Source organism: Rhodobacteraceae bacterium M382 (genome assembly GCA_025141015.1).
GTDB lineage: Bacteria > Pseudomonadota > Alphaproteobacteria > Rhodobacterales > Rhodobacteraceae > Aliisedimentitalea > Aliisedimentitalea scapharcae.
In genome coordinates this window covers 2,290,043-2,312,616 of record CP081098.1, presented here as the reverse complement: position 1 = coordinate 2,312,616, position 22,574 = coordinate 2,290,043, and the positions used below count along the sequence as shown (strand labels likewise).

General features: G+C 58.3%; 25 protein-coding genes and 1 pseudogene. 12 read left to right on the top strand and 14 right to left on the bottom strand.

Annotated features, from left to right (window positions below):
- Positions 1 to 5 precede the first annotated feature (5 nt).
- The 3 genes from K3727_10805 to prfA all read right to left on the bottom strand — a co-directional run bounded on the left by K3727_10805 (position 6) and on the right by prfA (position 2,863).
- Positions 6 to 734 (bottom strand): DUF4167 domain-containing protein, encoded by a 729-nt coding sequence (locus K3727_10805; GenBank protein ID UWQ89326.1) that lies wholly within the window; start codon positions 732 to 734, stop codon positions 6 to 8.
- Positions 735 to 962: 228 nt separating this feature from the next.
- Positions 963 to 1,778 carry a peptide chain release factor N(5)-glutamine methyltransferase gene (gene prmC, locus K3727_10800; protein ID UWQ93343.1) on the bottom strand — a complete coding sequence of 272 codons (816 nt, stop codon included), beginning with the start codon at positions 1,776 to 1,778 and terminating at the stop codon, positions 963 to 965.
- Positions 1,779 to 1,807: 29 nt separating this feature from the next.
- Positions 1,808 to 2,863, bottom strand: coding sequence for a peptide chain release factor 1 (gene prfA / locus K3727_10795; GenBank protein UWQ89325.1), 1,056 nt, complete (start codon positions 2,861 to 2,863; stop codon positions 1,808 to 1,810).
- A gap of 60 nt (positions 2,864 to 2,923) precedes the next feature.
- On the opposite strand from prfA, the gene K3727_10790 reads away from it, so the two are divergent.
- The gene (locus K3727_10790) at positions 2,924 to 3,214 is read left to right on the top strand and encodes a hypothetical protein (protein UWQ89324.1); all 291 of its coding nucleotides are present in this window, start codon (positions 2,924 to 2,926) and stop codon (positions 3,212 to 3,214) included.
- On the opposite strand, the gene K3727_10785 is transcribed toward K3727_10790, so the two are convergent.
- The 4 genes from K3727_10785 to K3727_10770 form a co-directional block, all read right to left on the bottom strand.
- Positions 3,155 to 3,568, bottom strand: coding sequence for a DUF1499 domain-containing protein (locus tag K3727_10785; protein UWQ89323.1), 414 nt, complete (start codon positions 3,566 to 3,568; stop codon positions 3,155 to 3,157). The genes K3727_10790 and K3727_10785 overlap by 60 nt on opposite strands.
- Before the next feature lie 134 nt (positions 3,569 to 3,702).
- Complete coding sequence (speB, locus tag K3727_10780) at positions 3,703 to 4,650, bottom strand: agmatinase (GenBank protein UWQ89322.1); 948 nt, start codon at positions 4,648 to 4,650, stop codon at positions 3,703 to 3,705.
- The gene (gene speB, locus K3727_10775; GenBank protein UWQ89321.1) at positions 4,643 to 5,611 is read right to left on the bottom strand and encodes an agmatinase; all 969 of its coding nucleotides are present in this window, start codon (positions 5,609 to 5,611) and stop codon (positions 4,643 to 4,645) included. Before speB (K3727_10775) ends, speB (K3727_10780) begins: the two co-directional genes overlap by 8 nt.
- 81 nt (positions 5,612 to 5,692) lie before the next feature.
- Complete coding sequence (locus tag K3727_10770; protein ID UWQ89320.1) at positions 5,693 to 6,856, bottom strand: amidohydrolase; 1,164 nt, start codon at positions 6,854 to 6,856, stop codon at positions 5,693 to 5,695.
- 63 nt (positions 6,857 to 6,919) lie between these two features.
- On the opposite strand from K3727_10770, the gene mazG reads away from it, so the two are divergent.
- From mazG to K3727_10745, 5 genes are all read left to right on the top strand, one after another.
- Entirely contained in the window at positions 6,920 to 7,738 is an 819-nt protein-coding gene (gene mazG / locus K3727_10765; protein ID UWQ89319.1) for a nucleoside triphosphate pyrophosphohydrolase, read from the top strand.
- Between the two features lie 113 nt (positions 7,739 to 7,851).
- Positions 7,852 to 8,793, top strand: a complete 942-nt coding sequence (locus tag K3727_10760) for a nucleoside hydrolase (protein ID UWQ89318.1) — start codon at positions 7,852 to 7,854, stop codon at positions 8,791 to 8,793.
- Positions 8,790 to 9,302 (top strand): GrpB family protein, encoded by a 513-nt coding sequence (locus K3727_10755; protein ID UWQ89317.1) that lies wholly within the window; start codon positions 8,790 to 8,792, stop codon positions 9,300 to 9,302. Before K3727_10760 ends, K3727_10755 begins: the two co-directional genes overlap by 4 nt.
- On the top strand, positions 9,299 to 9,748 hold the full coding sequence (locus tag K3727_10750; protein UWQ89316.1) for a GNAT family N-acetyltransferase: 450 nt from the start codon (positions 9,299 to 9,301) through the stop codon (positions 9,746 to 9,748). Before K3727_10755 ends, K3727_10750 begins: the two co-directional genes overlap by 4 nt.
- A 285-nt stretch (positions 9,749 to 10,033) precedes the next feature.
- Positions 10,034 to 10,330, top strand: a complete 297-nt coding sequence (locus tag K3727_10745; protein UWQ89315.1) for an antibiotic biosynthesis monooxygenase — start codon at positions 10,034 to 10,036, stop codon at positions 10,328 to 10,330.
- Between the two features lie 250 nt (positions 10,331 to 10,580).
- On the opposite strand, the gene eno is transcribed toward K3727_10745, so the two are convergent.
- From eno to K3727_10730, 3 genes are all read right to left on the bottom strand, one after another.
- Positions 10,581 to 11,858, bottom strand: coding sequence for a phosphopyruvate hydratase (gene eno / locus K3727_10740; protein UWQ89314.1), 1,278 nt, complete (start codon positions 11,856 to 11,858; stop codon positions 10,581 to 10,583).
- A gap of 168 nt (positions 11,859 to 12,026) precedes the next feature.
- Positions 12,027 to 12,920 carry a DMT family transporter gene (locus tag K3727_10735; GenBank protein UWQ89313.1) on the bottom strand — a complete coding sequence of 298 codons (894 nt, stop codon included), beginning with the start codon at positions 12,918 to 12,920 and terminating at the stop codon, positions 12,027 to 12,029.
- A gap of 165 nt (positions 12,921 to 13,085) precedes the next feature.
- A complete protein-coding gene (locus K3727_10730) occupies positions 13,086 to 13,499 on the bottom strand; it encodes a transcriptional repressor (GenBank protein UWQ89312.1) in 414 nt (137 codons plus the stop codon).
- 186 nt (positions 13,500 to 13,685) lie between these two features.
- On the opposite strand from K3727_10730, the gene K3727_10725 reads away from it, so the two are divergent.
- The gene (locus tag K3727_10725; GenBank protein UWQ89311.1) at positions 13,686 to 14,564 is read left to right on the top strand and encodes a DMT family transporter; all 879 of its coding nucleotides are present in this window, start codon (positions 13,686 to 13,688) and stop codon (positions 14,562 to 14,564) included.
- A gap of 108 nt (positions 14,565 to 14,672) precedes the next feature.
- Here the strand turns inward: K3727_10725 and K3727_10720 are convergent, their stop codons facing one another.
- A complete protein-coding gene (locus tag K3727_10720; GenBank protein UWQ93209.1) occupies positions 14,673 to 16,091 on the bottom strand; it encodes a YdiU family protein in 1,419 nt (472 codons plus the stop codon).
- 70 nt (positions 16,092 to 16,161) lie between these two features.
- Between K3727_10720 and K3727_10715 the strand changes: the two genes are divergently transcribed.
- The gene (locus K3727_10715; GenBank protein UWQ93208.1) at positions 16,162 to 16,581 is read left to right on the top strand and encodes a cupin domain-containing protein; all 420 of its coding nucleotides are present in this window, start codon (positions 16,162 to 16,164) and stop codon (positions 16,579 to 16,581) included.
- A gap of 70 nt (positions 16,582 to 16,651) precedes the next feature.
- Complete coding sequence (locus K3727_10710) at positions 16,652 to 17,554, top strand: fatty acid desaturase (protein ID UWQ93207.1); 903 nt, start codon at positions 16,652 to 16,654, stop codon at positions 17,552 to 17,554.
- A gap of 16 nt (positions 17,555 to 17,570) precedes the next feature.
- On the opposite strand, the gene K3727_10705 is transcribed toward K3727_10710, so the two are convergent.
- Positions 17,571 to 18,680 carry an anhydro-N-acetylmuramic acid kinase gene (locus K3727_10705; protein UWQ93206.1) on the bottom strand — a complete coding sequence of 370 codons (1,110 nt, stop codon included), beginning with the start codon at positions 18,678 to 18,680 and terminating at the stop codon, positions 17,571 to 17,573.
- 143 nt (positions 18,681 to 18,823) lie between these two features.
- Here K3727_10705 and tyrS point away from each other — a divergent pair, with 143 nt between their 5' ends.
- A complete protein-coding gene (tyrS, locus tag K3727_10700; GenBank protein ID UWQ93205.1) occupies positions 18,824 to 20,080 on the top strand; it encodes a tyrosine--tRNA ligase in 1,257 nt (418 codons plus the stop codon).
- On the opposite strand, the gene K3727_10695 is transcribed toward tyrS, so the two are convergent.
- Entirely contained in the window at positions 20,077 to 20,214 is a 138-nt protein-coding gene (locus K3727_10695) for a hypothetical protein (protein UWQ93204.1), read from the bottom strand. The two genes, tyrS and K3727_10695, sit on opposite strands and share 4 nt — an antisense overlap.
- A gap of 46 nt (positions 20,215 to 20,260) precedes the next feature.
- On the opposite strand from K3727_10695, the gene K3727_10690 reads away from it, so the two are divergent.
- Together K3727_10690 and K3727_10685 are read left to right on the top strand one after the other, a co-directional pair.
- Positions 20,261 to 21,238: a GNAT family N-acetyltransferase gene (locus K3727_10690; GenBank protein ID UWQ93203.1), complete on the top strand. Its 978-nt coding sequence runs from the start codon at positions 20,261 to 20,263 to the stop codon at positions 21,236 to 21,238.
- Positions 21,239 to 21,268: 30 nt separating this feature from the next.
- A complete protein-coding gene (locus K3727_10685) occupies positions 21,269 to 22,024 on the top strand; it encodes a 3-hydroxyacyl-CoA dehydrogenase (GenBank protein ID UWQ93202.1) in 756 nt (251 codons plus the stop codon).
- On the opposite strand, the pseudogene K3727_10680 reads toward K3727_10685, so the two are convergent.
- Positions 22,025 to 22,573: pseudogene (locus tag K3727_10680) on the bottom strand (chloramphenicol phosphotransferase CPT family protein). It abuts the gene before it with no gap.
- Between the last annotated feature and the right edge of the window lies 1 nt (position 22,574).

Below are 22,574 nucleotides of genomic sequence, written 5' to 3'. Positions count from 1 at the left end.
CAGGGTTATTCGGCCGCTTCAGTGGAATCGCCAGATGGCGCAGGAGCGGCATCGGGGCTGGCCTCGGCTGGTTTGGCTTCCACTTTCTTGCGTGGGCTCGGCTTGCGGCGGGGCTTTTTGGCCGGAGCTGCGCCGTCGCCTTCGACGCCATCCGCGCCGGGAGCTGTTTCCATCGCAGAAGAAGCCGCGTCGGATTTCGCTGCCGGCTCCTTGCGGGGGGTGTTTTTGCGCGGGGAAGCAGGTTTGCGCGGCGGCCGTGCCTTCTCGGCCGGCTTGTCGGCACCTTCAGGCGTGTCGACCAATCCGGTATCTTCTGGCGTCGCTACAGGTTGTACACCCATATCACGGACATCGGGCTGTGGTGCCTGTGCCGGATCATCAGAGCGCGCAACGCTTTCGCGTTCTTGACGCTCGGCGCGTTCGCGATCCCGGTCAGCCTGACGTTCCCGGTTCTGACGTTCCTGCTCTTCGCGTTTGGCTTCCATTTCCCGCATCGCTTCGCTCAGCAAACGCTGATAATGCTCGGCATGTTGCTGAAAGTTTTCCGTCGCAACACGGTCATTGGACAGCTGGGCATCGCGTGCCAGCTGGTTATATTTGTCGATGATCTGCTGCGGCGTACCGCGCACCTTACCTTCAGGACCCGAGCTATCAAACACCCGGTTGATAACATTGGTCCCGGACGGGCGGTTGCGGTTCGATTTGTTCCGCGAACGTGACTTGGACGATCTCATTTACCTAACGTCAGCCTTATTGCTTTTGCGATGGCTCCACCCGACGCGTAATGCGTTTTGAACTTGGTGGGTCTCGCCAATTTTGGGCTTAGCGTCGCTGAGGCAGTTCAGTTTCAGTCCTCGCTGCGACACCTCTGAGTAAACACGTCCAGCGCGGGCGCACAAGGGTCAGACTGGTATTTTTACACATTTTGCCCGAAAATCGGTATTTCTGTCGCAATTTTTCGACTAGGACGCGCGCATAGCACAGACAACCCGATCCCGACCATCCAGATCCGGAACGACCCGAATCCGGCGCAGCCCCTGTGCTTGGAACAAGCTGGCAACCGCCTGCCCCTGGGTCGGGCCGATTTCAACCATGACCCGGCCGCCGGGGTTTAGAAAATCGGTCACCCGGGGGGCTATGCGCCGATAGCATTCCAACCCGTCTGCGCCGTCAGTCAACGCGAGCACAGGTTCATGATCGCGGACTTCGCGTGACAGGCCGTCCATTTCGTCCAATGCGATATACGGTGGGTTGGACACGATCAGGTCGAATGTGCCGACGATTGCGTCGAACCAATCCGACTGAAGGATTTCAGCGCGATCGGCAACCCGATGCAGGACCACATTGGCGCTGGCCTGTAGACATGCCGCTTCACTGACGTCGGCCCCGACCCCAGTTGCCTGCGTGCGCTCGGCCAGCAATGTCACCAGAATACAGCCCGATCCCACGCCCAGGTCCAGCACCCGATCAAAAGGTTGGCTCAGCGCTGTTTCGATCAGAGTTTCGGTTTCCGGCCTGGGATCAAGCACTTCTGGCCCGACCTTGAACCTGCGGCCATAAAATTCACGTTCACCGATCAGATGTGAAACCGGCACACGCACAGCACGCAACGAAATCAGTTGGTCATAGCGTTCCGCGATGTCCGGGGCCAAATTTTCGGGCGCGATCAACGTGACGCGGCTGGCATCGACGCGGGCGGCATGGGCCAGCAGGATCCGGGCATCCCGTGCCGGGTCCGCAACGCCTGCTGCGCGCAGCTTGTGAGTTGCTGCCACCATGGCCTGAGCGGCCGTTTGTGGCGCAATCTTCACTGCCCCATCTCCGCCAACATCCGGGCCTGTGCATCTGCGGTCAGGGCGTCGATGATTTCATCCAGATCCCCCTGCATCACCTGATCCAGACGATACAGTGTCAGATTGATCCGGTGATCCGTCAGGCGACCTTGTGGGAAGTTATAGGTGCGAATCCGTTCAGAGCGGTCACCCGACCCAACCTGCGATGCCCGGTCAGCTGACCGTTCGTTGTCCACCCGTTGACGCTCGAGATCAAAAAGCCGAGTTTTCAACACCTGCATTGCGATCTCGCGGTTGCGATGCTGGGATTTCTCGGAACTGGTCACCACAATACCGGTTGGCAGGTGGGTAATCCGGACCGCCGAATCGGTGGTATTGACATGCTGCCCACCGGCACCCGAACTGCGCATGGTATCAATGCGCAGATCATTGCCGTTGATCTGGATATCCACGTCTTCCGCTTCGGGCAGCACCGCGACAGTTGCAGCGGACGTATGGATTCGCCCACCGCTTTCGGTGGTGGGGACCCGCTGGACCCGGTGCACACCGGATTCGTATTTGAGCCGTGCAAACACGCCGTCGCCCTTGATGTGGGCGACAACTTCCTTGATCCCGCCCAATTCGGTGACCTGCTCTTCGAGGATTTCAACCTTCCAGCCGTGCGCTTCGGCATGGCGCTGGTACATGCGCAGCAGATCCCCGGCGAACAATGCCGCCTCGTCCCCGCCCGTACCGGGCCGGATTTCCAGGATCGCCGGTCGGCGATCTGCCTCATCCTTGGGCAATAGGGCGAGCTGCAACGCACGTTCGGCGTCGGGCAGCTTCTGTTTGAGAGCCGGAATTTCTTCCTCGGCCAGCTCCTTCATGTCCGGATCCGCCAGCATCAGCTCGGCTTCCTCCAGCTCTGCCACCAGCTGACGATAACCGGTGATTTGGTCCACCACCGGTTTCAGATCGGAATACTCCTTGGCCAGCGCCGCGATATCGCTGCCGCTGGCCCCATCGGACATCGCGGCTTCGAGATACTGAAACCGTTGGACAATCTGTTCTAAGCGATCTTCTGGAACCATGACGCGGTGTCCGACATCACGGGGCTTTGGTCAAGGGGGATGGCGTGGTATGCTCGGTGCATGAAACACATTCTTTGCTTGATCGCACTGTTGGCCCCGGCAATTGGCGTGGCCGATGTGACCCGCCCGGATGGAACAGTTCAGGATTGCTATTGCACCGACAGCAGCGGCAGCCGCGTCGATTTGGGCGAAACAATCTGTCTGTTTGTGGACGGGCGCGCCTTTATGGCGCAATGCCAGATGTCGTTGAACGTACCGATGTGGCGCGAGGTACAGGAAGGCTGTTTGTCCTCACGATTGCAGCGCCGCGATCCACGCTTCAACCCGATTACGGTTTACCCCAAGATCTGAACGCCCGAACCGCGATCTCGCATAGATTTTCAGATGCGGACCGTCCTGTTGCACCGTGGTATAGTCAGGAAACCCGACAACGCGGGTGCGGGTGATATAGGTGATCTTACCGTCGCCGATAGAGCCGGCCAGGATTTTGGTGCGCGGGCTTTCTGTGGCGATCTGGCTCAATCGTGCCAATCCGTCCGGTCCGGTTTCGACCACGCGGATCACCCCCCGTTTGAAATCCTTGTCTGCGTTGATCTCTGGCAATTTGTGCCAGAACACAGGATCGCTGGGGGCCAAACGCACATATCCAAATGCAATCACTACCCCAGCAAAAAGGATCAACAATCCGGTCATCACGCGCCCCATTCAGGTTCCCCTATGTCGTTATGGCGTCTTGCGCAGCAAAGCGATGACTAACCTGACGTCACCCCTGCCATGCCCCATGGCGCAGCTGAAGTCCCCGGCAAACCGGAGCGTGTCCAATACTGGCTGATCAGATCCTAACGCGCGGTTACGCCCGGCAGAACACATAACAGCTCATAAAGAAGATTTGCCGCGGTCAGCGCCGTATTGCCCGATGTGTCATAGGGCGGTGAGACCTCGACCAGATCACAGCCGACGATATTCAACCCCTTTAGTTCACGGATCAATTCCATCGCCTGCGGTGTTGTCAGCCCGCCAATCTCTGGCGTTCCTGTCCCCGGGGCATAAGCCGGATCCAGACTGTCGATGTCATAGGTCACGTAGACGGGGCGCGACCCGATATCGCGGCGAATTTCGGCCCCCATGCCCGACAGCGACCGATGGTATAGCTCCCAGGCTGGAAATTGCTGGAATCCCCACCCTTGGGCCTCGGTGAAATCGGTCGCGGCATATCCTGACCCGCGGATGCCGATCTGATACACCTTGTCAGCCACCAACAGCCCTTCTTCATAGGCGCGGCGGAACACTGTGCCGTGGGTTTCGCGTTCGCCAAACATTTCGTCATTCACATCGGCATGGGCGTCCACATGCACCAACGCTACGGGTCCGTGTTTCTGGGCAATCGCGCGCAGAATCGGCAAAGTAATCGAATGATCCCCGCCCATGGCCACAGGGATGACCCCCGTATCCAGGATCGCGGCATAGCTCTCCTGGATGATGCGCAGACTGTCGGACAACGAAAATGTATTGATCGCGAGATCGCCAATATCAGCCATCTGCAGGCTGTCAAACGGAGCCGCGCCGGTCGCCATGTTATAGGGGCGGATCATTGCGCTTTCGGCGCGGATTTCCTTGGGACCGAACCGGGTGCCTGACCGCCAAGAGGTGCCAATGTCCATCGGCACGCCCAGGATCGCCACATCCAGCCCTTCCAGCGAATCCGCCTGCGGCAGACGCATGAAGGTGTTCGGCCCGGAGAACCGTGCCAGGTCATTGCCGCTGATCGGTTGATTGAATTCAGTCATTTTTCAGTTTGTTCCAGCCCAGAAGACAGATGATTTCAGTGGCCACATGCGCCCCGGCGATGGCCGTTGCCCCAGTGGTGTCAAACGGGGGCGACACTTCGACAATATCGCCGCCCTTGATATTGATCCCGGCAATCTCGCGCAGGATCCGCGCCGCTTGGGCGGACGTCAGCCCCCCCCAGACCGGCGTGCCAGTACCAGGCGCAAAAGCCGGATCCAGCCCGTCGATGTCAAAGGTCAGATAGACCGGGCGGTCACCCAGAATATCCTTGATCCGGCGGGCAGTTTCCACCGACCCAATTTCATGCACTGTCGGGGCGTCGATGATGTTCACGCCCAAGGTGTCCTCATTGGTGGTGCGAATGCCCACCTGAACCGACGTCGCCGGATCAACGATGCCAGATTTCACCGCCTTGTAGAACATGGTGCCATGATCAACCCGGTCCATGTTGTCATCGGGCCATGTGTCGGTATGCGCATCAAATTGCAGCAGCGAAATCGGCCCGTATTTTTCGGCATAGGCCTTGAGGATCGGGAAGCTGATATAGTGATCCCCGCCCAACACGACCGACGCGACATCCTGTTTCAGGATACCGCGGATATGATCCGTCAGGGTCGCGGGAAATTCGGGCACATTGGCATAGTCGAACGCCACATCCCCATAATCCACAATCGCCAGATTGCTCAGCGGATCATGCGGCCACCCATAAGGTTCGTCAAACGCCTGCAACGATGATGCTTCGCGGATGGCGCGGGGACCCAACCGGGTTCCCGGTCGGTTGGTCACCGCCTGATCAAAGGGTACACCCGTGACGGCGATATCCACGCCCGTCAGATCCTTGGTGTATTTGCGGCGCAGAAACGATGTGGCCCCGCCAAAGGTCAGCTCGTTGCTGACACCTTTCAGATTCTCACGTGTAAACGCATCATCAATTGCATTCTTTGCGTCTTCCAGTGCCATGTCTCAACCTTCCTGTCCTGCATCAAATAATTTGATCAAATAACGCAGAGAGCCGCTCTTGTCACTCATTTGCCGTGCCTGTCAGCCAATTGGCTGGGCCCGTTCAACCAAACGGGCAAAGAACGATGCACCAATTGGGGATGCGTCGTCGTTGAAATCGTATTTCGGATGGTGCAACCCGGCACCATCGCCCTGCCCCATAAACAGATAGGCCCCAGGACGTGCCAGAAGCATATAGGAAAAATCTTCTGCCCCCATTTCCGGGGCTGCATCGTCGGTGACGCGATCATCGCCCGAAATCTCGCGGGCCACATCGGCGGCGAATTTGGCGTTTTCCGCGTGGTTGGTCGTCGAGGGATAACCAATCTCATAATCCAGCTCCGCCGTGACCCCATATGAAATTGCCTGTCCTTGGGCGATGTCGGCCATACGCTGCATCACCATTTTTTGCACCTCGGCGTCAAAGGTGCGCACGGTGCCGTTGATATAGGCGGTATCGGGAATCACATTGTTGACTGTGCCGGTGTGGATCTGGGTGACCGAGATCACCAGATCATCCAGCGCATAGTTGTTACGGCTGACAATGGTTTGGATTGCCATGGCGATTCCACAGGCCGCCATAACCGGATCCTTGGTTTCATGCGGCATCGCCCCATGGCCACCACGTCCCTGAATGTTGATGGTAAATGTGTCCACCGCTGCCATCAGCGGGCCGGGAGAGGTCACGAATTCACCCAGCGGCGCGCCGGGCATATTGTGGATCCCGTACACCTGACCGATGTCGAACCGATCCATGATCCCCTCCTGCACCATGATCCCGGCTCCACCGCCTTCTTCTTCGGCTGGCTGAAAGATCAACGCGACCCGGCCAGAGAAATTGCGGGTTTCCACCAGGTATTTCGCCGCCCCCAGCAACATCGTCGTATGTCCGTCATGGCCACAGGCATGCATTTTGCCTGCATGGGTCGATGCATGATCCACGCCGGTTTCCTCCGTGATCGGCAGCGCATCCATATCGGCGCGCAGCCCGATGGTCGGACCGTCACCCTGCCCGGTGATGATCGCCACCATCCCGGTCTGGGCGATTCCGGTGTGCAGCTCGTCCACGCCTATTTCCCGTAATCTTTCAGCGACATAGGCGGATGTCTTGGGCAAATCGAATTCCAGCTCGGGGATTTGATGCAAATGCCGCCTCCAGGTTTTCATTTCGTCGGCATAATCGGCAATGCGGTTCACGACCGGCATGGGCTGGACTCCTGGGTCAGACTCGGGATTGATGCATCTGACACTGGAACAAAGGCCACTGCAATGCCCGAAAATCCCCTGATCCACGACCAACAGGCCGGAATCGAACGTCTTTTGGAAATCATGCGCCGTTTGCGTGATCCTCAGACTGGTTGCCCTTGGGACATTGAGCAGGATTTTGCCACCATCGCCCCCTATACGATCGAGGAAGCCTATGAGGTGGCCGATGCCATCGACCGGAGCGCCTGGGACGAGCTGAAGGGTGAATTGGGCGACCTACTGTTTCAATCCGTGTTTCACGCCCAGATGGCAACCGAGGCCGGGCATTTCACCTTTCAGGACGTGGTCACGACCATGTCCGACAAGATGGTCAGCCGCCACCCGCATGTGTTCGGCGACGAAAGCCGGGACAAATCCGCCGATCAGCAGACCGTTGATTGGGAAACGATCAAGGCGGCGGAACGGGCAGGCCTGGAACAACGGGGATCGTTGGATGGTGTCGCTGTTGGCCTGCCTGCGCTGTTGCGGGCGTACAAATTGCAAAAACGCGCGGCGCGTGTCGGGTTCGACTGGCCCGATGCATCCCATGTGATCGACAAAATCGCCGAAGAATCCGCCGAATTGGTCGAAGCGCGCGATACCCTGCCCCATGCGGCAATCGAAGAAGAGTTCGGCGATCTGCTGTTTGTCATGGCCAATCTGGGGCGCCATCTGGGGGTCGAACCCGAAGCCGCCCTGCGCCGGGCCAATGCCAAGTTCATCCGCCGGTTTGAAGCCGTCGAAGCCAAGCTGGCCCAACGTGGCAAACGTCCCGAAGACAGCGATCTGGCCGAGATGGATGCGCTGTGGGACGCGGTCAAACACGACGAACGCCGATCGTGATCACGGCAATGCTCGATTGGACAGAATCAATCGGGCAGGTTCAATCGGGTTCTGGACAACGGCCCCCTCAATTGACACAGTCGCGCCTTGCAATGGCTTGACAGGAGACGGGCATGAGCGCGCGCAAGATCATCATCGACACCGATCCTGGCCAGGATGACGCAGTTGCCATTCTGTTGGCGCTCGCCAGCCCAGACGAAATTGATGTGCTCGGCATCACCGCCGTGGCCGGGAATGTTCCCCTGGCTTTGACCCAGAAAAATGCACGCATTGTCTGTGAATGGGCCGCCAGACCAGATGTCCCGGTCTTTGCCGGATGTGGCGCGCCGCTGCGGCGCACATTGACCACAGCGGAACATGTGCATGGCAAGACCGGGCTGGATGGCCCGGAATTGTCGGAGCCCACCATGCCATTGGCACCGGGACACGCGGTCGATTTCATTATCGACACCCTGCGAACGCACCCCGCAAACACGGTAACATTATGCCCGCTGGGTCCGCTGACAAATATTGCCAAAGCCTTTGAACAAGCACCCGATATCATCAGTCGGATCCAGGAGATCGTGCTGATGGGGGGGGCCTATTTTGAAGTGGGCAATATTACCCCGGCGGCTGAATTCAACATTTACGTCGACCCCGAAGCCGCTGATATTGTTTTTAAATCACGTGCTCCGATTACTGTGATGCCGTTGGATGTCACCCACAAGGTTCTGGTCACCAAACCCCGCAACGACGCCTTTCGGGCGCTGGGAACCCGGGTTGGCCGTGCCGTTGCCGATATGACCGACTTCTTTGAACGGTTCGACAAGGCGAAATACGGTTCGGATGGGGCCCCCTTGCACGACCCATGTGTCACGGCCTATCTGATCCGCCCGGATCTGTTTTCAGGTCGTCACATCAATGTCGAGATCGAAACCGGTTCGGAGCTGACGCTGGGGATGACCGTCGCCGATTGGTGGGGCGTCACCGACCGACCTGCCAATGCGATGTTCATGGGATCTGTTGATGATGTCGGATTCTTTGATCTATTGACCGAGCGGCTCGCGCGTTTATGAGCCTGCTGGTCGCGCCCGATCCGGATTGGCCCCGGCAGGCGCAACGTGAGGCTGACCTCTGGCGGTCAACCGGTGTGTTGGGCCTGGTTGCCATCCACCACATCGGGTCCACCGCAATCCCCGGTCTCCCGGCACGCGGGATCATTGATTTGCTGGCGGTGTTTCACGACCTCCAAGCCTGCGACGCGGCGCGCCCGGAGCTGGAACAGCTGGGCTACGACTGGTATGGCACACTCGACAGGACCGGGCGGCGATGTCTGGGCCGCAATGATCCAGACACAGGCCTCCGCCTGTTTCAGGCGCACTGCTTTTCAGCCGGTTCCCCCGATATCCGCCGCCATCTGGCCTTTCGCGACGCCTTGGTGCACAACTCTGCCTTGCGCGCGGCCTACACCGCGCAAAAAGCCCATTGTGCGGCCCGCCACCCGGATGGCGGCTGTGACTATGGGATCTGCAAATCCGCCTGGATTGACAAGGTGGAACAAAGAGCACTGGACGACCTGAAATGAGCACTGCCCTCCATCTCGCCCGCTCCGAGGATCTGGACCGGCTCATGACCCTGGTCACGGCCTTTCACACCGAAGCGAACCTGCAAGGCACGGACGAGTCCCGCCGCGACGCCCTGCTGCCATTGCTACAGGGTATCCCGCATGGCTGTGTCTACCTGATCGGTCCGGCCCGGGCTCCACTGGGCTATGTGGTTGTCAGTTTTGGCTGGTCGGTGGAATTCGGCGGCATGGATGGGTTCGTTGATGAACTCTATATCCGTCCCGCAGTGCGCGGGCGCGGCATCGCAACCGATGTGCTGCACGAACTGCCCAAGGCCCTGTCCGCGGCGGGTCTCAAGGCCTTGCACCTCGAAGTTGACCGCAACAACGAAGCCGCCCGACGCCTGTATCTGCGCAGCAGATTCGAACCGCGTGAAAATTACATGTTAATGACCAAACACCTTTGAACCGCTGTCTGTGTTATACTGGTGAAGCAAACACGTTGCACAGCACAGGATGATTAACATGCCACAAGGCGACCGGGTCTCCCGTATTCGTCTCCATGACATCGAAAATCTCCAGCAGTTCCGTGCTTTGGCAGAGCCCGCGATCAAACCTTATGACGGCAAGGATCCGTTCGGGGTCACAGGACACTGACAAACCCGCGATACGGCGGGTCCGACAATAACCGACAGATGGCAGGACATACACAGGACGCCAAACCCTTAATCTAAATCAGGGAGGTTGGTTCTATGATTATGCGTGTATTTCAGGTTGTCACCCATCCGGGAAAGGAGGAGGAATTCGCCGAATTCTTCTTTCAATCAGCTGTTCCGATGATGAAGGCAACCAAGGGAATTGTTCAGGTCCTGCCCGGTGGGCCACGCCCGGAAACCCCCCGTGAATTCAGCCTCATCATGATCTGGGAGGATCTGGACGCACTCAAATCATTCGTGGGTGAGGATTACCAGGATGCCCATATCGACCCGGCCGAAGCCGAGCTGGTCGCCTTTCGCACGATCCGCCACTATGATTTTCCGGGCAGCTGAGACAAATCAGGCCACCGATGGCGAATTTACGCAATACCCATGTGCCAAAGATCATATGCCAAAACCGGATACAGGAGAGCGGACCTGCCGCTTCTTTCTGGTGCAAAATACCTCGGGGTTTGGGGCAGCGCCCCAATGCCGTCTCTCACAAACTGCGCACGCGCCCATCAATATCGGTGAGACCGCCCCGGACGTCATGAAAAAAGGCCCGGTTCAACACCGGACCTTTTGAAATGCGGGCAAAAGGCAATCACGCCTTGAGGATCGAACGGCCTGCGTATTCGGCCACTTCGCCCAACAGTTCTTCGATGCGGATCAGCTGGTTGTATTTCGCCAACCGGTCGGACCGCGCCAACGAGCCGGTTTTAATCTGACCACAATTGGTTGCCACGGCCAGGTCGGCAATTGTGGCGTCTTCGGTTTCACCCGACCGGTGCGACATCACATTTGTGTACCGGGCCCGGTGGGCCATATCGACGGCTTTCAGCGTTTCGGTCAGCGTGCCGATCTGATTGACCTTGACCAGCATCGAGTTGGCACAGCCACGTTCAATGCCTTCTGCCAGACGCACCGGGTTGGTCACGAACAGGTCGTCGCCGACCAGCTGCACCTTGTCGCCCAGGGTTTCGGTCAGGGCCTTCCAGCCATCCCAATCATCCTCGGACATGCCGTCTTCGATCGAAATAATCGGGTAGTCATTGACCAGCGCCGCCAGATAGGCCGCATTTTCCTCGGATGTCAGCGTCTTGCCTTCGCCGGACAGGACATATTTGCCATCCTTGTAGTATTCGGTCGCGGCACAATCGAGCGCCAGATAGATTTCTTCGCCTGGCTTGTAGCCCGCCTTTTCGATCGACTTCAGCACAAAATCCAACGCTTCGCGGGTCGACGCGATGTTGGGGGCAAACCCACCTTCGTCACCGATACCGGTCGACAGGCCCGCAGCCGACAGCTCTTTCTTCAGGGTGTGAAACACTTCGGATCCCATGCGCACCGCTTCGCGGATGTTGCTGGCGGCCACCGGCATGATCATGAATTCCTGAATGTCGATCGGGTTGTCAGCGTGTTCACCGCCGTTGATGATGTTCATCATCGGCACCGGGAGAACACGGGCTGACGTACCACCAATATAGCGATACAACGGCTGAGTGGTGAAATCGGCAGCGGCCTTGGCCACAGCCATCGACACGCCCAGAATGGCATTGGCACCCAGACGGCCCTTGTTTTCTGTGCCGTCCAATTCGATCATCGCGCTGTCCACAGCGACCTGTTCAGTTGCATCAAACCCGACCAGCTCTTCGGCGATCTCGCCATTCACGGCAGCAACCGCTTCCAGAACCCCTTTGCCCAGATACCGGCTTTTGTCGCCGTCACGTTTTTCAACCGCCTCATAGGCACCAGTCGACGCACCCGATGGCACCGCCGCACGGCCCATGGTGCCGTCTTCGAGGATCACGTCAACTTCGACCGTCGGGTTCCCCCGGCTGTCCAGAATTTCACGGGCGTGAATGTCGATAATGGTGCTCATTCGTCGATCCTCGGCTAGGTCATATCAAGTACAAAGTTGCCCTGCGTCATAGCAGCAGCAGGCCAAATGTAAACCGCAGACGTTATCGCTAACACGGTTAAAAACGGCAATTTAGGGCTAACATCGCGGTGTTTGCGCCAACATGGGGGAAATAAATTTGCCTCTGGGTCAGCAGGCCGCAGCCGCCGCCCGTTTCATGTCCCGTGCCATCCGGCGTTCGCGCATAAAGGTATAAAGACCTGACCCGATGATCAGCGTCGCGCCCAACATGGTCAATGAATCCGGCTGTTCCCCAAACACCAGCATCCCGACCAGTATCGAGAACAACAAACGGGTATAACGAAACGGTGTTACCGCCGACGCATCCCCCACCCGCATTGCCGTTACAATGCCGTAATACCCGGCGATTCCGAACAACACGGCCCCCCCGTATATCCACACCTGCCCAGCTGCCAGCGGCACCACCGTTTCAGGCGACAGGGCAATCAAGATCGCACCGGCCACCAACAACGAGAAATACGCCTGCGACGACACCACGGCCGACGAAACCTTGGGGTCGATCAACCGCGTGATCAGATCACGGGCCGCCACCGTAACGACAGTCAGCACCACGAACAGGGCCTCGGGCTGGAATCCGTCCAGACCGGGACGGATGATCAACAGAACGCCCAGAAACCCAATGCAGATGGCGCTCCACCGGCGCCAACCGACCTGTTCGCCCAGGAACAGAGCAGCCCCCATGGTAATGACCAAAGGCGTCGCCTGAAACACCGCCGCCACGGTCGAGATCTCGACCAACGACAACGCGGTGATGAACGTCAGCGCGCTCAACGCCTCCATCAGCGCGCGGATCAACGGCACCGGACGCCAGGCTTCGGCGACAAAGATCGGCTTGCGCGACACAACAGCCATGCCAACAAAGGCCAGCGAACAAAAGCCCCCCAGCACCATCATGATCTGCCCGGTCGAAACATCGACCGACAGCTGTTTGATAAACATGTCTTCCAGGGTGAAAGCCGCCATAGAGGCAATCACCAGCAAAATGCCGTTGATGTTGTTCATGCGCGTTTCCAAAACTCGGGGCCAGATCCACATTGCCAATCAACGCGGCGGCTCCCGACGCAGCAAGACCGAAAACTTTGCGACACGGCAAGCGCGTTTCCGACAGTGTTCATGACTATTCTTGACCCGCCATATCACGAAACGTGATGAAAGCGCGCCAATTGCTCAGCGTTTCCGGGTTGGAACCCCATAGAGTTCCAACTTGTGACCCTTGAGCTTGTACCCCAGCTTGGCCGCAATTTTTTCTTGCAGGGCTTCGATTTCCGGATCACAGAATTCGATCACCTCGCCTGTGTTCAGGTCGATCAGATGGTCGTGATGGTCGCGGTCGGCATCTTCATAGCGGGCGCGCCCGTCACCAAATTCCAGCCGTTCCAGAATTCCCGCCTCTTCGAACAATTTGACCGTCCGATAGACGGTCGCAATGGAAATACCGGAATCAACGCCGCTGGCACGGGTATAAAGCTCTTCGACATCGGGGTGGTCGGCGCTGTCCTGCAGCACCTGTGCAATCACACGGCGCTGGCCTGTCATGCGCAGTCCTTTGGACTCGCAGCGTGCGATAATCGTATCCGGCATCTCGGTTCCCCATCGGCGACTGGACCCGTGTTTTATCTAATGTTTGCGCACAGGGGAACCGGCGTTTTTGCCTCTGGTTTCGAATTTGCGGATCTGTGCCCGGGTTTCCAACGCTCCGCGCCGCGTCTCTGTGGCAGGCACAACAGTTTGCTTGACATGGCAAGCTTCTGAGCCTCCTGTGGCGCAATGGAACAAAAACGCGCAATCGATGGGTTCGGAGCGGCGGCCCTGATCGGGTTCGCGACACTTCTGGCCTTTAATCAGGTGGTCATCAAATGGACCGGCAGCGGGTTCAACCCGTTGTTTCAGGCCGGGATTCGTTCGGTCCTGGGGTTTGTTGTGCTGGTCCTCTGGATGGCTGTGCGTCGCCAGCGGCTGGGCGTGTTGCCGCGCGGGGCAATTACATGGGGCGTGATTGCTGGCCTGTTGTTTGCCTTTGAATTCCTGTGTCTGTTTGCAGCGCTCGATCTGGGATCTGTCGCGCGTGTATCGATTCTGTTCTATTCGATGCCGGTTTGGCTCGCGCTGGTGGCGCATTTCCTGTTGCCTGGCGAAGCGCTGACGCCAATCCGTGCGATCGGATTGGTTCTGGCCATGGGTGGTGTGGTGTTGGCGCTGTTGGACCGTGACGGCGGCACGGCCAATCTGTGGGCGGATGCCCTGGCCTTGCTGGCCGCCTTTGGCTGGGCTGCAATTGCGTTGTGTCTGCGCCTGACACCACAGGCGCACGTGCCCCCCGTGACCCAGTTGTTCTTTCAACTTCTGGTGTCTGCACCGGTGATGCTGATCCTGGCCCCGATCTTTGGCCCCTTGATCCGCGACCCGCAGCCCATTCATTATGCCAGCCTGGCCTTTCAGGCAGTATTTATCGCCAGCTTCGGCTATATGCTGTGGTTTTCGCTGATCAAACGGTATCGGGCCAGTTCGGTCGCGTCCTTCAGTTTCCTGTCGCCCGTTCTGGCAGTTCTGATGGGCTGGATCCTGTTGGGCGAACGTGTCGGGCCCGAGATTTGGGCCGCTCTTGGTCTGGTGGCGGTTGGTGTGGTGCTGATCAATCGCAAGTGAGCAGCGCCAGTTATACAAACGCCAGGCGTAGAAGGGGGCGGTTTGCCCCCCAACGGCGGCGAATTGCATCCCCCCGTCCCCCGAAGATATTTCAACCAGAAGACGGGCTCAGGTGCCGCAGAACGTGGCCTGTACAATCTCCTGCGGCAGCGGTGCTGCCATCAGATCGGCGTCCTCGGGTTGGTCGCAAAAGGGCCGCGCCAGAACCCGGTTGAGCCGATGGAACGGAGCATAGTCGCCGTTGACGGCGGCCGCGATCATCTCTTCGATCCGATGATTGCGGGGAATGAACAATGGATTCGCCGCCCGCATGGTGGCCTGAGGATCTGCTTCTGCATCCAGGCGCGCTTGCCAGCCTGTGGCCCAGGCATCAAAGGCCAGCGGATCGGCAAACTGGTCGCGCGCCTTGCTATTTGCCAAAGCGTTGAACGTATTGGTGAAGTCGGCCTGGTGTTCTGCCATGACGTTGAGCAGCCCAGTGATCAACTCCAGATCTCCATCGCGTTTTGACGTCATGCCCAGCTTGGCCCGGAAACGGTCCAACCACAGATCCTGGGTCAATTGTGGCATTGCATGCACGATTTCGGTCGCCTGTTCGACGCCCTGTTGCGGATCCTCCATCTGCTGGATCAACGCGGTTGCCAGTTGCGCCAGATTCCAGACCGCAATGTCGGGCTGATTGGCATAGGCATAACGCCCCATCCGGTCGATCGAACTGAACACCGTGTTCGGATGATAAACATCCATGAACGCACAGGGTCCATAGTCGATGGTTTCGCCTGAAATCGCACAATTGTCCGTATTCATGACCCCATGAATAAAACCCACAGACATCCAGGAAGCAATCAACGCGCTTTGGCCATCACGCACCGCGCGCAGCAGGCCCATCGGGCCGTCAGCATCCGGGTAATGCCGGTCGATGGCATATTGGGTCAACTGCTTGAGAGCGGTCTTGTCACTGCGCGCAGCAAAATATTGAAAGGTGCCAACGCGCAGGTGGCTGGCGGCCACACGGGTCAGCACGGCCCCGGGCATGCCGCCCTCGCGCCAGACAGTTTCACCCGTCTCGACTGCTGCCAACGCCCGTGTTGTTGCAATACCCAAGGCATGCATCGCCTCGGACACCACATATTCCCGCAAGACCGGCCCCAGCCAGGCCCGCCCGTCACCCCGGCGCGAAAACGGCGTCTGACCCGACCCTTTGAGCTGAATGTCGCGGCGCAGCCCATCGCGACCAATGGTTTCACCCATCAGGATCGCCCGACCGTCCCCCAATTGCGGATTAAAGGTCCCGAATTGATGCCCGGCATAGATCTGAGCCAATGGCTCGGCCCCTGTGGGGATTTGATTTCCGGCAAAGACCTGCGCCATCTCCACTGTGTCACCTTGGGAAACACGCAAAATGTCGGCAAGATCACTGTTGAACCCGATCAGGGCGGGCTGTTTCACGGGGTGCGGCGTTTGACGTGCAAAAAATGTCGACGGCAGACGGGCAAAACTGTTGTCAAAGGGGATGTTCACGCTCATGACGCATAGATATGGCGTACCCACGGAATTACCATAGCCAATTCGACCTGAAACCGGAGACTGCCGCACCATGACAGCACAGGACATCATTGCAAAACTGGGGCTAACCCAACATCCAGAAGGCGGCTGGTACCGGGAAACATGGCGGGCAGAGAACGATGGCCGGCCCACGGGAACATGTATCTATTTCCTGCTGGATGCCGGGGAGAGCAGCCATTGGCACAAGGTCGACGCCACCGAAATCTGGCTGTTTCACGCAGGGGCACCGCTGATCCTGTCGCTGAGCGCAACCGATCAGGGCCCCGCGACAGACCACGTGCTGAGCCCGGATCTGGACCAAGGTGCGCCTCAGATCATTGTGCCCGAGGGCCATTGGCAAGCGGCGCACAGCACCGGGGCATGGACCCTGGTCAGCTGCACTGTGTCACCGGGTTTCGATTTTGACGGGTTTGTATTGGCAGAGCCGGGGTTCGATATTCCCCGCGGCTGAGCCAGACAACATTTGGCGCCATCACAGGTCATCCTTGTGTCGAATCGGATACTGGACAATATTGTCCAGTATGTCTGATATACTTGACCACACCGCGCTGATAAAAGCGCTGCCCGCTGAAACCAAAGCCCAATTGACCAAACGGTCCGATGCCGCAGGCCTGCGCCATCTGGCCCTGTATCTGGGAGCGATTGCCCTATGCATGCTGGGAATCGCGGTGAAGGTTCCCTTGTGGCCGGTGTTGATGCTGCCGCTCGGCATTCTGCTGGTGTTTCTGTTCACGCTCAGCCACGAATGCACCCATCAGACCCCGTTTGAAACCCGCTGGATAAACGAAGCGGTCGGCCATTTCTGTGCTGTGGCGATTGCCCTGCCCTTTGTCTGGTTTCGCTATTTTCACCTGGCACATCACAAATTCACCAATGACCCCGAACGTGACCCGGAACTGGAACACGGGCCGCGTCCATCAACGCCGGGCACCTGGCTGATCTATCTAAGCGGCTGGGGATATTGGCGCGCCATGCTGAGCACGCTGATCACAAATGCTCGTGGGCAGGCTGCGGCTTCGTATCTGCCGGACCGGCGTCAAAAGGATATTCAACGCGAAGCCCGAATTCTGCTCGCCATCTATGGCGTCGCTCTGGCCAGCCTGCTGTATTCACCTTTGTTGCTGTGGGTCTGGCTGATACCGGTGCTGATCGGCCAACCGTTCCTGCGGGCCTATCTGTTGGCTGAACACGGGCTGTGCCCGCCTGTGGCCAATATGTTGGAAAACTCGCGCACCACATTCACCAACCGCCTTGTGCGGTTTCTGGCCTGGAACATGCCTTACCATGCGGAACATCATTCGTTCCCGAATGTGCCGTTTCACCAATTGCCCGCGTTCCATGCGATAACCCGGGCGCATCTGAAATCAACGTCACCAGGCTATGCTGTGTTCACAGGAGAATACATAAAAAACTTGCAAAACTAGACGTTACACCAAAAACCTAATCTTCGGGAACGCTGAGGGTGCCGCCACCGACACAGGCGCGCACCCCGGTTGTCCCAGGACAGGACGTCGCCATTCCCCGGGCCACACGCACGGCCAGATGGGCAAAGGCCTGCGCTTCGAGCATATCGCCATCCAATCCAACCGTTTCCACCGGGTCCACCTGACAATCCAAAGACACCCGCAGCATCTCCATCAATACCGGATTATGCCGCCCACCGCCGGTCACCAGAACCCGGGTCGGCGGGGTTGGACAATGCTGCATTCCCTCTGCCACACCCGCGGCACACATCGCCGTCAAAGTCGCGGCTGCGTCGGCATTGTTCAGCTCGCCAACCAAACCGATCATTTCAGAGAAATCATTACGATCCAGCGACTTGGGCGGAACACGTGAGAAATATGGTTCTGCCAAAAACAATTCCAACGCACCGGTTTCCACGGTGCCAGACTGTGCAATGGCACCGTCCCGGTCCATGGGAAGTCCCAATCGGGCCTGAAGCAGGTCATTGACCGGCGCATTTGCGGGCCCCGTGTCAAAAGCCAGCAGCGCACCTGGCTGTTCGGGCTGGTCAAACCGCGGATCCACATACGTCAGATTCCCAACCCCACCAAGGTTCAGGAAACACAGGGGGTCGTTGGCACCGATCCATTTGGCGCAGGCGAAATGGAAAAACGGGGCCAACGGAGCGCCTTCGCCGCCCATCGCGACGTCATCGCTGCGAAAATCCCAGACCACCGGCTTGCCCAGCCGTCCGGCCAACACGCCCCCGTCACCAACCTGCAACGTCCCCTGAAGTCGTGGGGCATGGGCCAGGGTCTGACCATGAAATCCGATCACTTGAACATCGTCGAATTCGCTCAGAACCTCTGTATGGGTCTCTTCTATCAACCGGGCCGCAGCGGTGACTTCGGCCCCCTGCCAATGCCCCAGGGCACGGCGCAGGACCGTCTGTTCGTCGGTGGAATAGGCGCGAAACTTGCTGTCACCAAACCCAAAGATCTGTTGCCCGTCCGTTTCGACAACGGCCGCATCAACCCCGTCCAACGAAGTCCCGCTCATCGCGCCCAGGGCACGGATCACACCGGTTTTTGCAATGGCCCTGCTCATGGCCTTATCCTCATTTTTCGCTCCGACATGTTACGGGTCGGTTAACCATCACCATAGAGCAGCGATTTTGCCACGAAAACAGGTTCCAACCGTCGTCAATGCGATTTATACCCCAGCACGCATAATAATAGCCGAGGTACGCCATGACATATCATCCCAAGTCGGATTTCATCGCCGTCATGATGGAGCGGGGGTATCTCGCTGATTGTACCGATTATCAGGGTCTGGACGAAGCTCTGATGACACCGGGGCAACCCGCATACATCGGCTTTGATGCGACGGCCAAATCGCTGCATGTGGGGTCGCTCATCCAGATCATGATGTTGCGTTGGTTGCAAAAGACCGGGCATCAACCGATCACCCTGATGGGCGGCGGCACCACCAAGGTGGGCGATCCGTCGTTTCGCGCGGATGAACGCCCGCTGCTGACCGAAGCACAGATCGACGACAATATTGCCGGAATCAAAAAGGTGTTTTCGGCCTATATCGACTATGACAGCGACGCGCCAAACCGGGCGCTGATGCTGAACAATGCCGAATGGCTGGATGGGTTGAACTATCTGGAATTCCTGCGTGATATCGGTCGCCATTTCAGCGTCAACCGGATGTTGGCCTTTGAATCGGTAAAATCACGGCTGGACCGGGAGCAATCTCTGTCCTTTCTCGAATTCAACTACATGATTCTCCAGGCCTATGACTTTATGGAGCTGAATCGGCGCTATGGCTGCGTGCTGCAGATGGGCGGTTCGGACCAATGGGGCAATATTGTCAACGGCATCGACTTGACCCGCCGGGTGATCGACCACGAAGTCTATGGCCTGACCTCGCCGCTGCTGACCACCAGTGATGGCAAGAAGATGGGAAAATCCCAGGATGGTGCCGTCTGGTTGAACCCGGAAATGCGGTCGCCTTATGAATTCTGGCAGTTCTGGCGCAACACCACCGACGCGGATGTGGGGCGATTCCTAAAGCTCTATACCGAACTTCCGGTGGACGAATGTGACCGCCTGGGCGCGCTGGAAGGGTCCGAAGTCAATGCTGCCAAGGTGATTCTGGCCAATGAAGTCACCACATTGCTGCATGGGGCACATGCTGCCGCTGCCGCCGAATCCACCGCACGAGAGGTCTTTGAAAAGGGCGGTGTCGGTGCTGATCTTCCGACTCTGACCCTGGGGGCGGCGGACATTGGGGATGGCATTTCCATTGTCCAGCTTCTGGTCAAATCCGGACTGGCCAAATCAGGCAAGGACGCCAAACGTCTGATTGCGGAAAACGGCGCACGGATGGATGACCAGCCGCTAACTGACGCCGGGTTGATGGTTGATACAGGTGCCCTGTCCTCTCCCATCAAATTGAGTGCCGGAAAAAAACGCCACGCTTTGGTCCAGCTGGCCGGCTAAAGCAACAACCAATCCAACAGGTTGAGGATCAAAAAGACCGGAATCGACAAGGCGGTGGCCATTAGGACGGCCGCCGCCTTTGTCATTCGCGGGGCGCGGGCGCTGTGGCCCAGGATCAGAACAGATTTTTTCATGACGCCATTAACCGTGAATTAGGTTTCACGCCGGTTAATCAAGCACATGTTTGATATTGCCGCTGCCCAGATGTCCCCGCCCGTCAGGCCCCGCCGGACCGATACTGTCCGCCCCCTGCAACAATCCAGCGAATTTGCCGGAGCGTTGCGCTATCTCGGTCGAACACCGCTGATTCTCTCACAATTGGATCGTATTTTGGTATTAAGGCGCCGATTCTGGCCCGGAATCGACGTCGCGATGCTACCGCGTGTCCAGCTGCGCAAGCCACAGCGCCTCTTGGAAATCCTTCAGGAAGAAGGGTTGACCCGAACTCCGATCCTGCTGTCGCCTGATCACCCGGAACCCAATCTTGGCCCATTGGGTGCAGTGCCATTGGTCGGTCCGGCACGTGCGGCGATCCTAAAACTGGATCGTGACCTCACCCAATTGCGTGCGCAACTGCACCAAAAATGGCGCAACCGTCTTGTCCACAGCGAATCGCAGGCGTTGCGGGTCACGCAGCAGAATCTGGCTCAGGATCCGACTCACTGGGTATTGACCAGCGATCAGATTCAGCAACGCCAACGCAGGTATCAAAACTGGCCCATCGCGTTGACATTGGCCTATGCCCGCGAAAACCCGGGCCAGGCCAAGCTGTTTACAGCCTATGACGGCAATGACCCGGTCGCCGCAATCCTTGTCTTGCGCCACGGGGGCGGTGCCACCTACCACATCGGGGTCAGCAGCCCCAGAGGTCGCCAAACTTCGGCACATAACCTGTTGATTTGGAATGCCATTGAATGGCTGCACGAACAGGGATGCGTGCAGCTCGATCTTGGATTGGTCAATACAGAAGACGCACCCGGTCTGGCCCGGTTCAAATTGGGGACCGGTGCGGATTTGCAAACTTTGGGAGGCACTTGGATCTGGTGGCCGCCCTTGGGGCGTACGCTTGGTCCTTTGGCCGCCTTGGATCGCCGGTTGATGACGTTCCGGCATTCGCCTCGAAAAACTGGACAGCAGGGTCACCCACAGGTTATTTGAACACACGTTCATAAACCAAAGGAAGCCACCATGCAGCTGTCTACTACTGCCGCCGTCATCACCGGAGGTGCCTCTGGTCTGGGAGAGGCCACCGCGCGCTACTTTGCCGAGAACGGCGCTCAGGTGACGATTCTCGACCGGGACTCTGAACGCGGACAAGCCGTGGCCGCCGAAATCGGAGGGCATTTTGCCCAGACCGATGTGACGGATGAAGACAGCGTTGCCGCAGCCATCGCAACCGCTGTTGAGAAGATGGGCAAGATCACCGCGGCGGTAAATTGCGCCGGCATCGCCTATGGCATCAAAACCGTCGGCAAGGATGGGCCGCATCCCCTGGACGCCTATAAACGCACCATCGATATCAACCTGGTCGGCACTTTCAATGTGTCCCGTCTGGCCGCCGTCGAAATTGCCCGGAACGAACCGGAAGCTGACGGTGGGCGCGGCGTGATCATCAACACCGCATCAATTGCGGCCTTTGACGGGCAAAAGGGCCAGGTTGCCTATGCCGCCTCCAAGGGCGGCGTGGTCGGCATGACCCTGCCGATGGCACGCGATCTGTCATCCACCGGAATTCGGGTGATGACCATTGCGCCGGGGATCTTTATGACCCCGATGCTGGCTGGCCTGCCCGAAGACGTGCAACAGCAACTGGCCGCCGATGTGCCCAACCCTGCCCGCTTGGGCGATCCGCGCGAATACGGCCGTCTGGCCGGTTTCATTGTCGAAATGGGATATCTGAACGGCGAAGTCATCCGCATCGACGGTGCCCTGCGCATGCGTTGATCACATCAGTTGGGCGGCACGGAATTCGGATTTCCGCCGCCCGCTGCGCCAGACGTGCAATAATTTGGAGACATTGGTGTCGACCGGATCGGCTCCGTTCAACTCCAGGTCATACACACGCCCGTCATGAACGGTGTCGAAATCCCGCTGTGCGCTGCCAACAGGTCGATCCGCCCGCTGCTGTTCCCGCCTGTTGAGCGTTTCCAGATCACAATGCATCCCGACAAAGAACACATCATGATCGGCAAGTAGCGCGACCAGCCGCCCGACCCATTCTGATTGATCCAGAATATGTTCGACGATCAGATTGTTTCCAGCGTCCGCATAGGCAGACAGCGACGTATGAAACCCTTCGAAAACCCGTTCTCTGCTCTGCATCCAGTCAAAATCACCTGCGCGGAACCGGTGTATCGGAATCATGCCGCTGTCTCGCAGGTGATCAATCGACACATGCCGGAACGGGCGGTCAACCTAGGCCTGCAGCGCGCGGGCCAGTGTGGATTTTCCACTGCTGGAAGGGCCATGCAGAAAAATGACCTGCGCGCACATA

Bases quoted from the DNA above. Each gene is read 5' to 3' on its own strand.
- K3727_10805 (UWQ89326.1), bottom strand. From the start codon at position 734: ATGAGATCGTCCAAGTCACGTTCGCGGAACAAATCGAACCGCAACCGC.
- prmC (UWQ93343.1), bottom strand. From the start codon at position 1,778: ATGGTGGCAGCAACTCACAAGCTGCGCGCAGCAGGCGTTGCGGACCCG.
- prfA (UWQ89325.1), bottom strand. From the start codon at position 2,863: ATGGTTCCAGAAGATCGCTTAGAACAGATTGTCCAACGGTTTCAGTAT.
- K3727_10790 (UWQ89324.1), top strand. From the start codon at position 2,924: ATGAAACACATTCTTTGCTTGATCGCACTGTTGGCCCCGGCAATTGGC.
- K3727_10785 (UWQ89323.1), bottom strand. From the start codon at position 3,568: ATGGGGCGCGTGATGACCGGATTGTTGATCCTTTTTGCTGGGGTAGTG.
- speB (UWQ89322.1), bottom strand. From the start codon at position 4,650: ATGACTGAATTCAATCAACCGATCAGCGGCAATGACCTGGCACGGTTC.
- speB (UWQ89321.1), bottom strand. From the start codon at position 5,611: ATGGCACTGGAAGACGCAAAGAATGCAATTGATGATGCGTTTACACGT.
- K3727_10770 (UWQ89320.1), bottom strand. From the start codon at position 6,856: ATGCCGGTCGTGAACCGCATTGCCGATTATGCCGACGAAATGAAAACC.
- mazG (UWQ89319.1), top strand. From the start codon at position 6,920: ATGCCCGAAAATCCCCTGATCCACGACCAACAGGCCGGAATCGAACGT.
- K3727_10760 (UWQ89318.1), top strand. From the start codon at position 7,852: ATGAGCGCGCGCAAGATCATCATCGACACCGATCCTGGCCAGGATGAC.
- K3727_10755 (UWQ89317.1), top strand. From the start codon at position 8,790: ATGAGCCTGCTGGTCGCGCCCGATCCGGATTGGCCCCGGCAGGCGCAA.
- K3727_10750 (UWQ89316.1), top strand. From the start codon at position 9,299: ATGAGCACTGCCCTCCATCTCGCCCGCTCCGAGGATCTGGACCGGCTC.
- K3727_10745 (UWQ89315.1), top strand. From the start codon at position 10,034: ATGATTATGCGTGTATTTCAGGTTGTCACCCATCCGGGAAAGGAGGAG.
- eno (UWQ89314.1), bottom strand. From the start codon at position 11,858: ATGAGCACCATTATCGACATTCACGCCCGTGAAATTCTGGACAGCCGG.
- K3727_10735 (UWQ89313.1), bottom strand. From the start codon at position 12,920: ATGAACAACATCAACGGCATTTTGCTGGTGATTGCCTCTATGGCGGCT.
- K3727_10730 (UWQ89312.1), bottom strand. From the start codon at position 13,499: ATGCCGGATACGATTATCGCACGCTGCGAGTCCAAAGGACTGCGCATG.
- K3727_10725 (UWQ89311.1), top strand. From the start codon at position 13,686: ATGGAACAAAAACGCGCAATCGATGGGTTCGGAGCGGCGGCCCTGATC.
- K3727_10720 (UWQ93209.1), bottom strand. From the start codon at position 16,091: ATGAGCGTGAACATCCCCTTTGACAACAGTTTTGCCCGTCTGCCGTCG.
- K3727_10715 (UWQ93208.1), top strand. From the start codon at position 16,162: ATGACAGCACAGGACATCATTGCAAAACTGGGGCTAACCCAACATCCA.
- K3727_10710 (UWQ93207.1), top strand. From the start codon at position 16,652: ATGTCTGATATACTTGACCACACCGCGCTGATAAAAGCGCTGCCCGCT.
- K3727_10705 (UWQ93206.1), bottom strand. From the start codon at position 18,680: ATGAGCAGGGCCATTGCAAAAACCGGTGTGATCCGTGCCCTGGGCGCG.
- tyrS (UWQ93205.1), top strand. From the start codon at position 18,824: ATGACATATCATCCCAAGTCGGATTTCATCGCCGTCATGATGGAGCGG.
- K3727_10695 (UWQ93204.1), bottom strand. From the start codon at position 20,214: ATGAAAAAATCTGTTCTGATCCTGGGCCACAGCGCCCGCGCCCCGCGA.
- K3727_10690 (UWQ93203.1), top strand. From the start codon at position 20,261: ATGTTTGATATTGCCGCTGCCCAGATGTCCCCGCCCGTCAGGCCCCGC.
- K3727_10685 (UWQ93202.1), top strand. From the start codon at position 21,269: ATGCAGCTGTCTACTACTGCCGCCGTCATCACCGGAGGTGCCTCTGGT.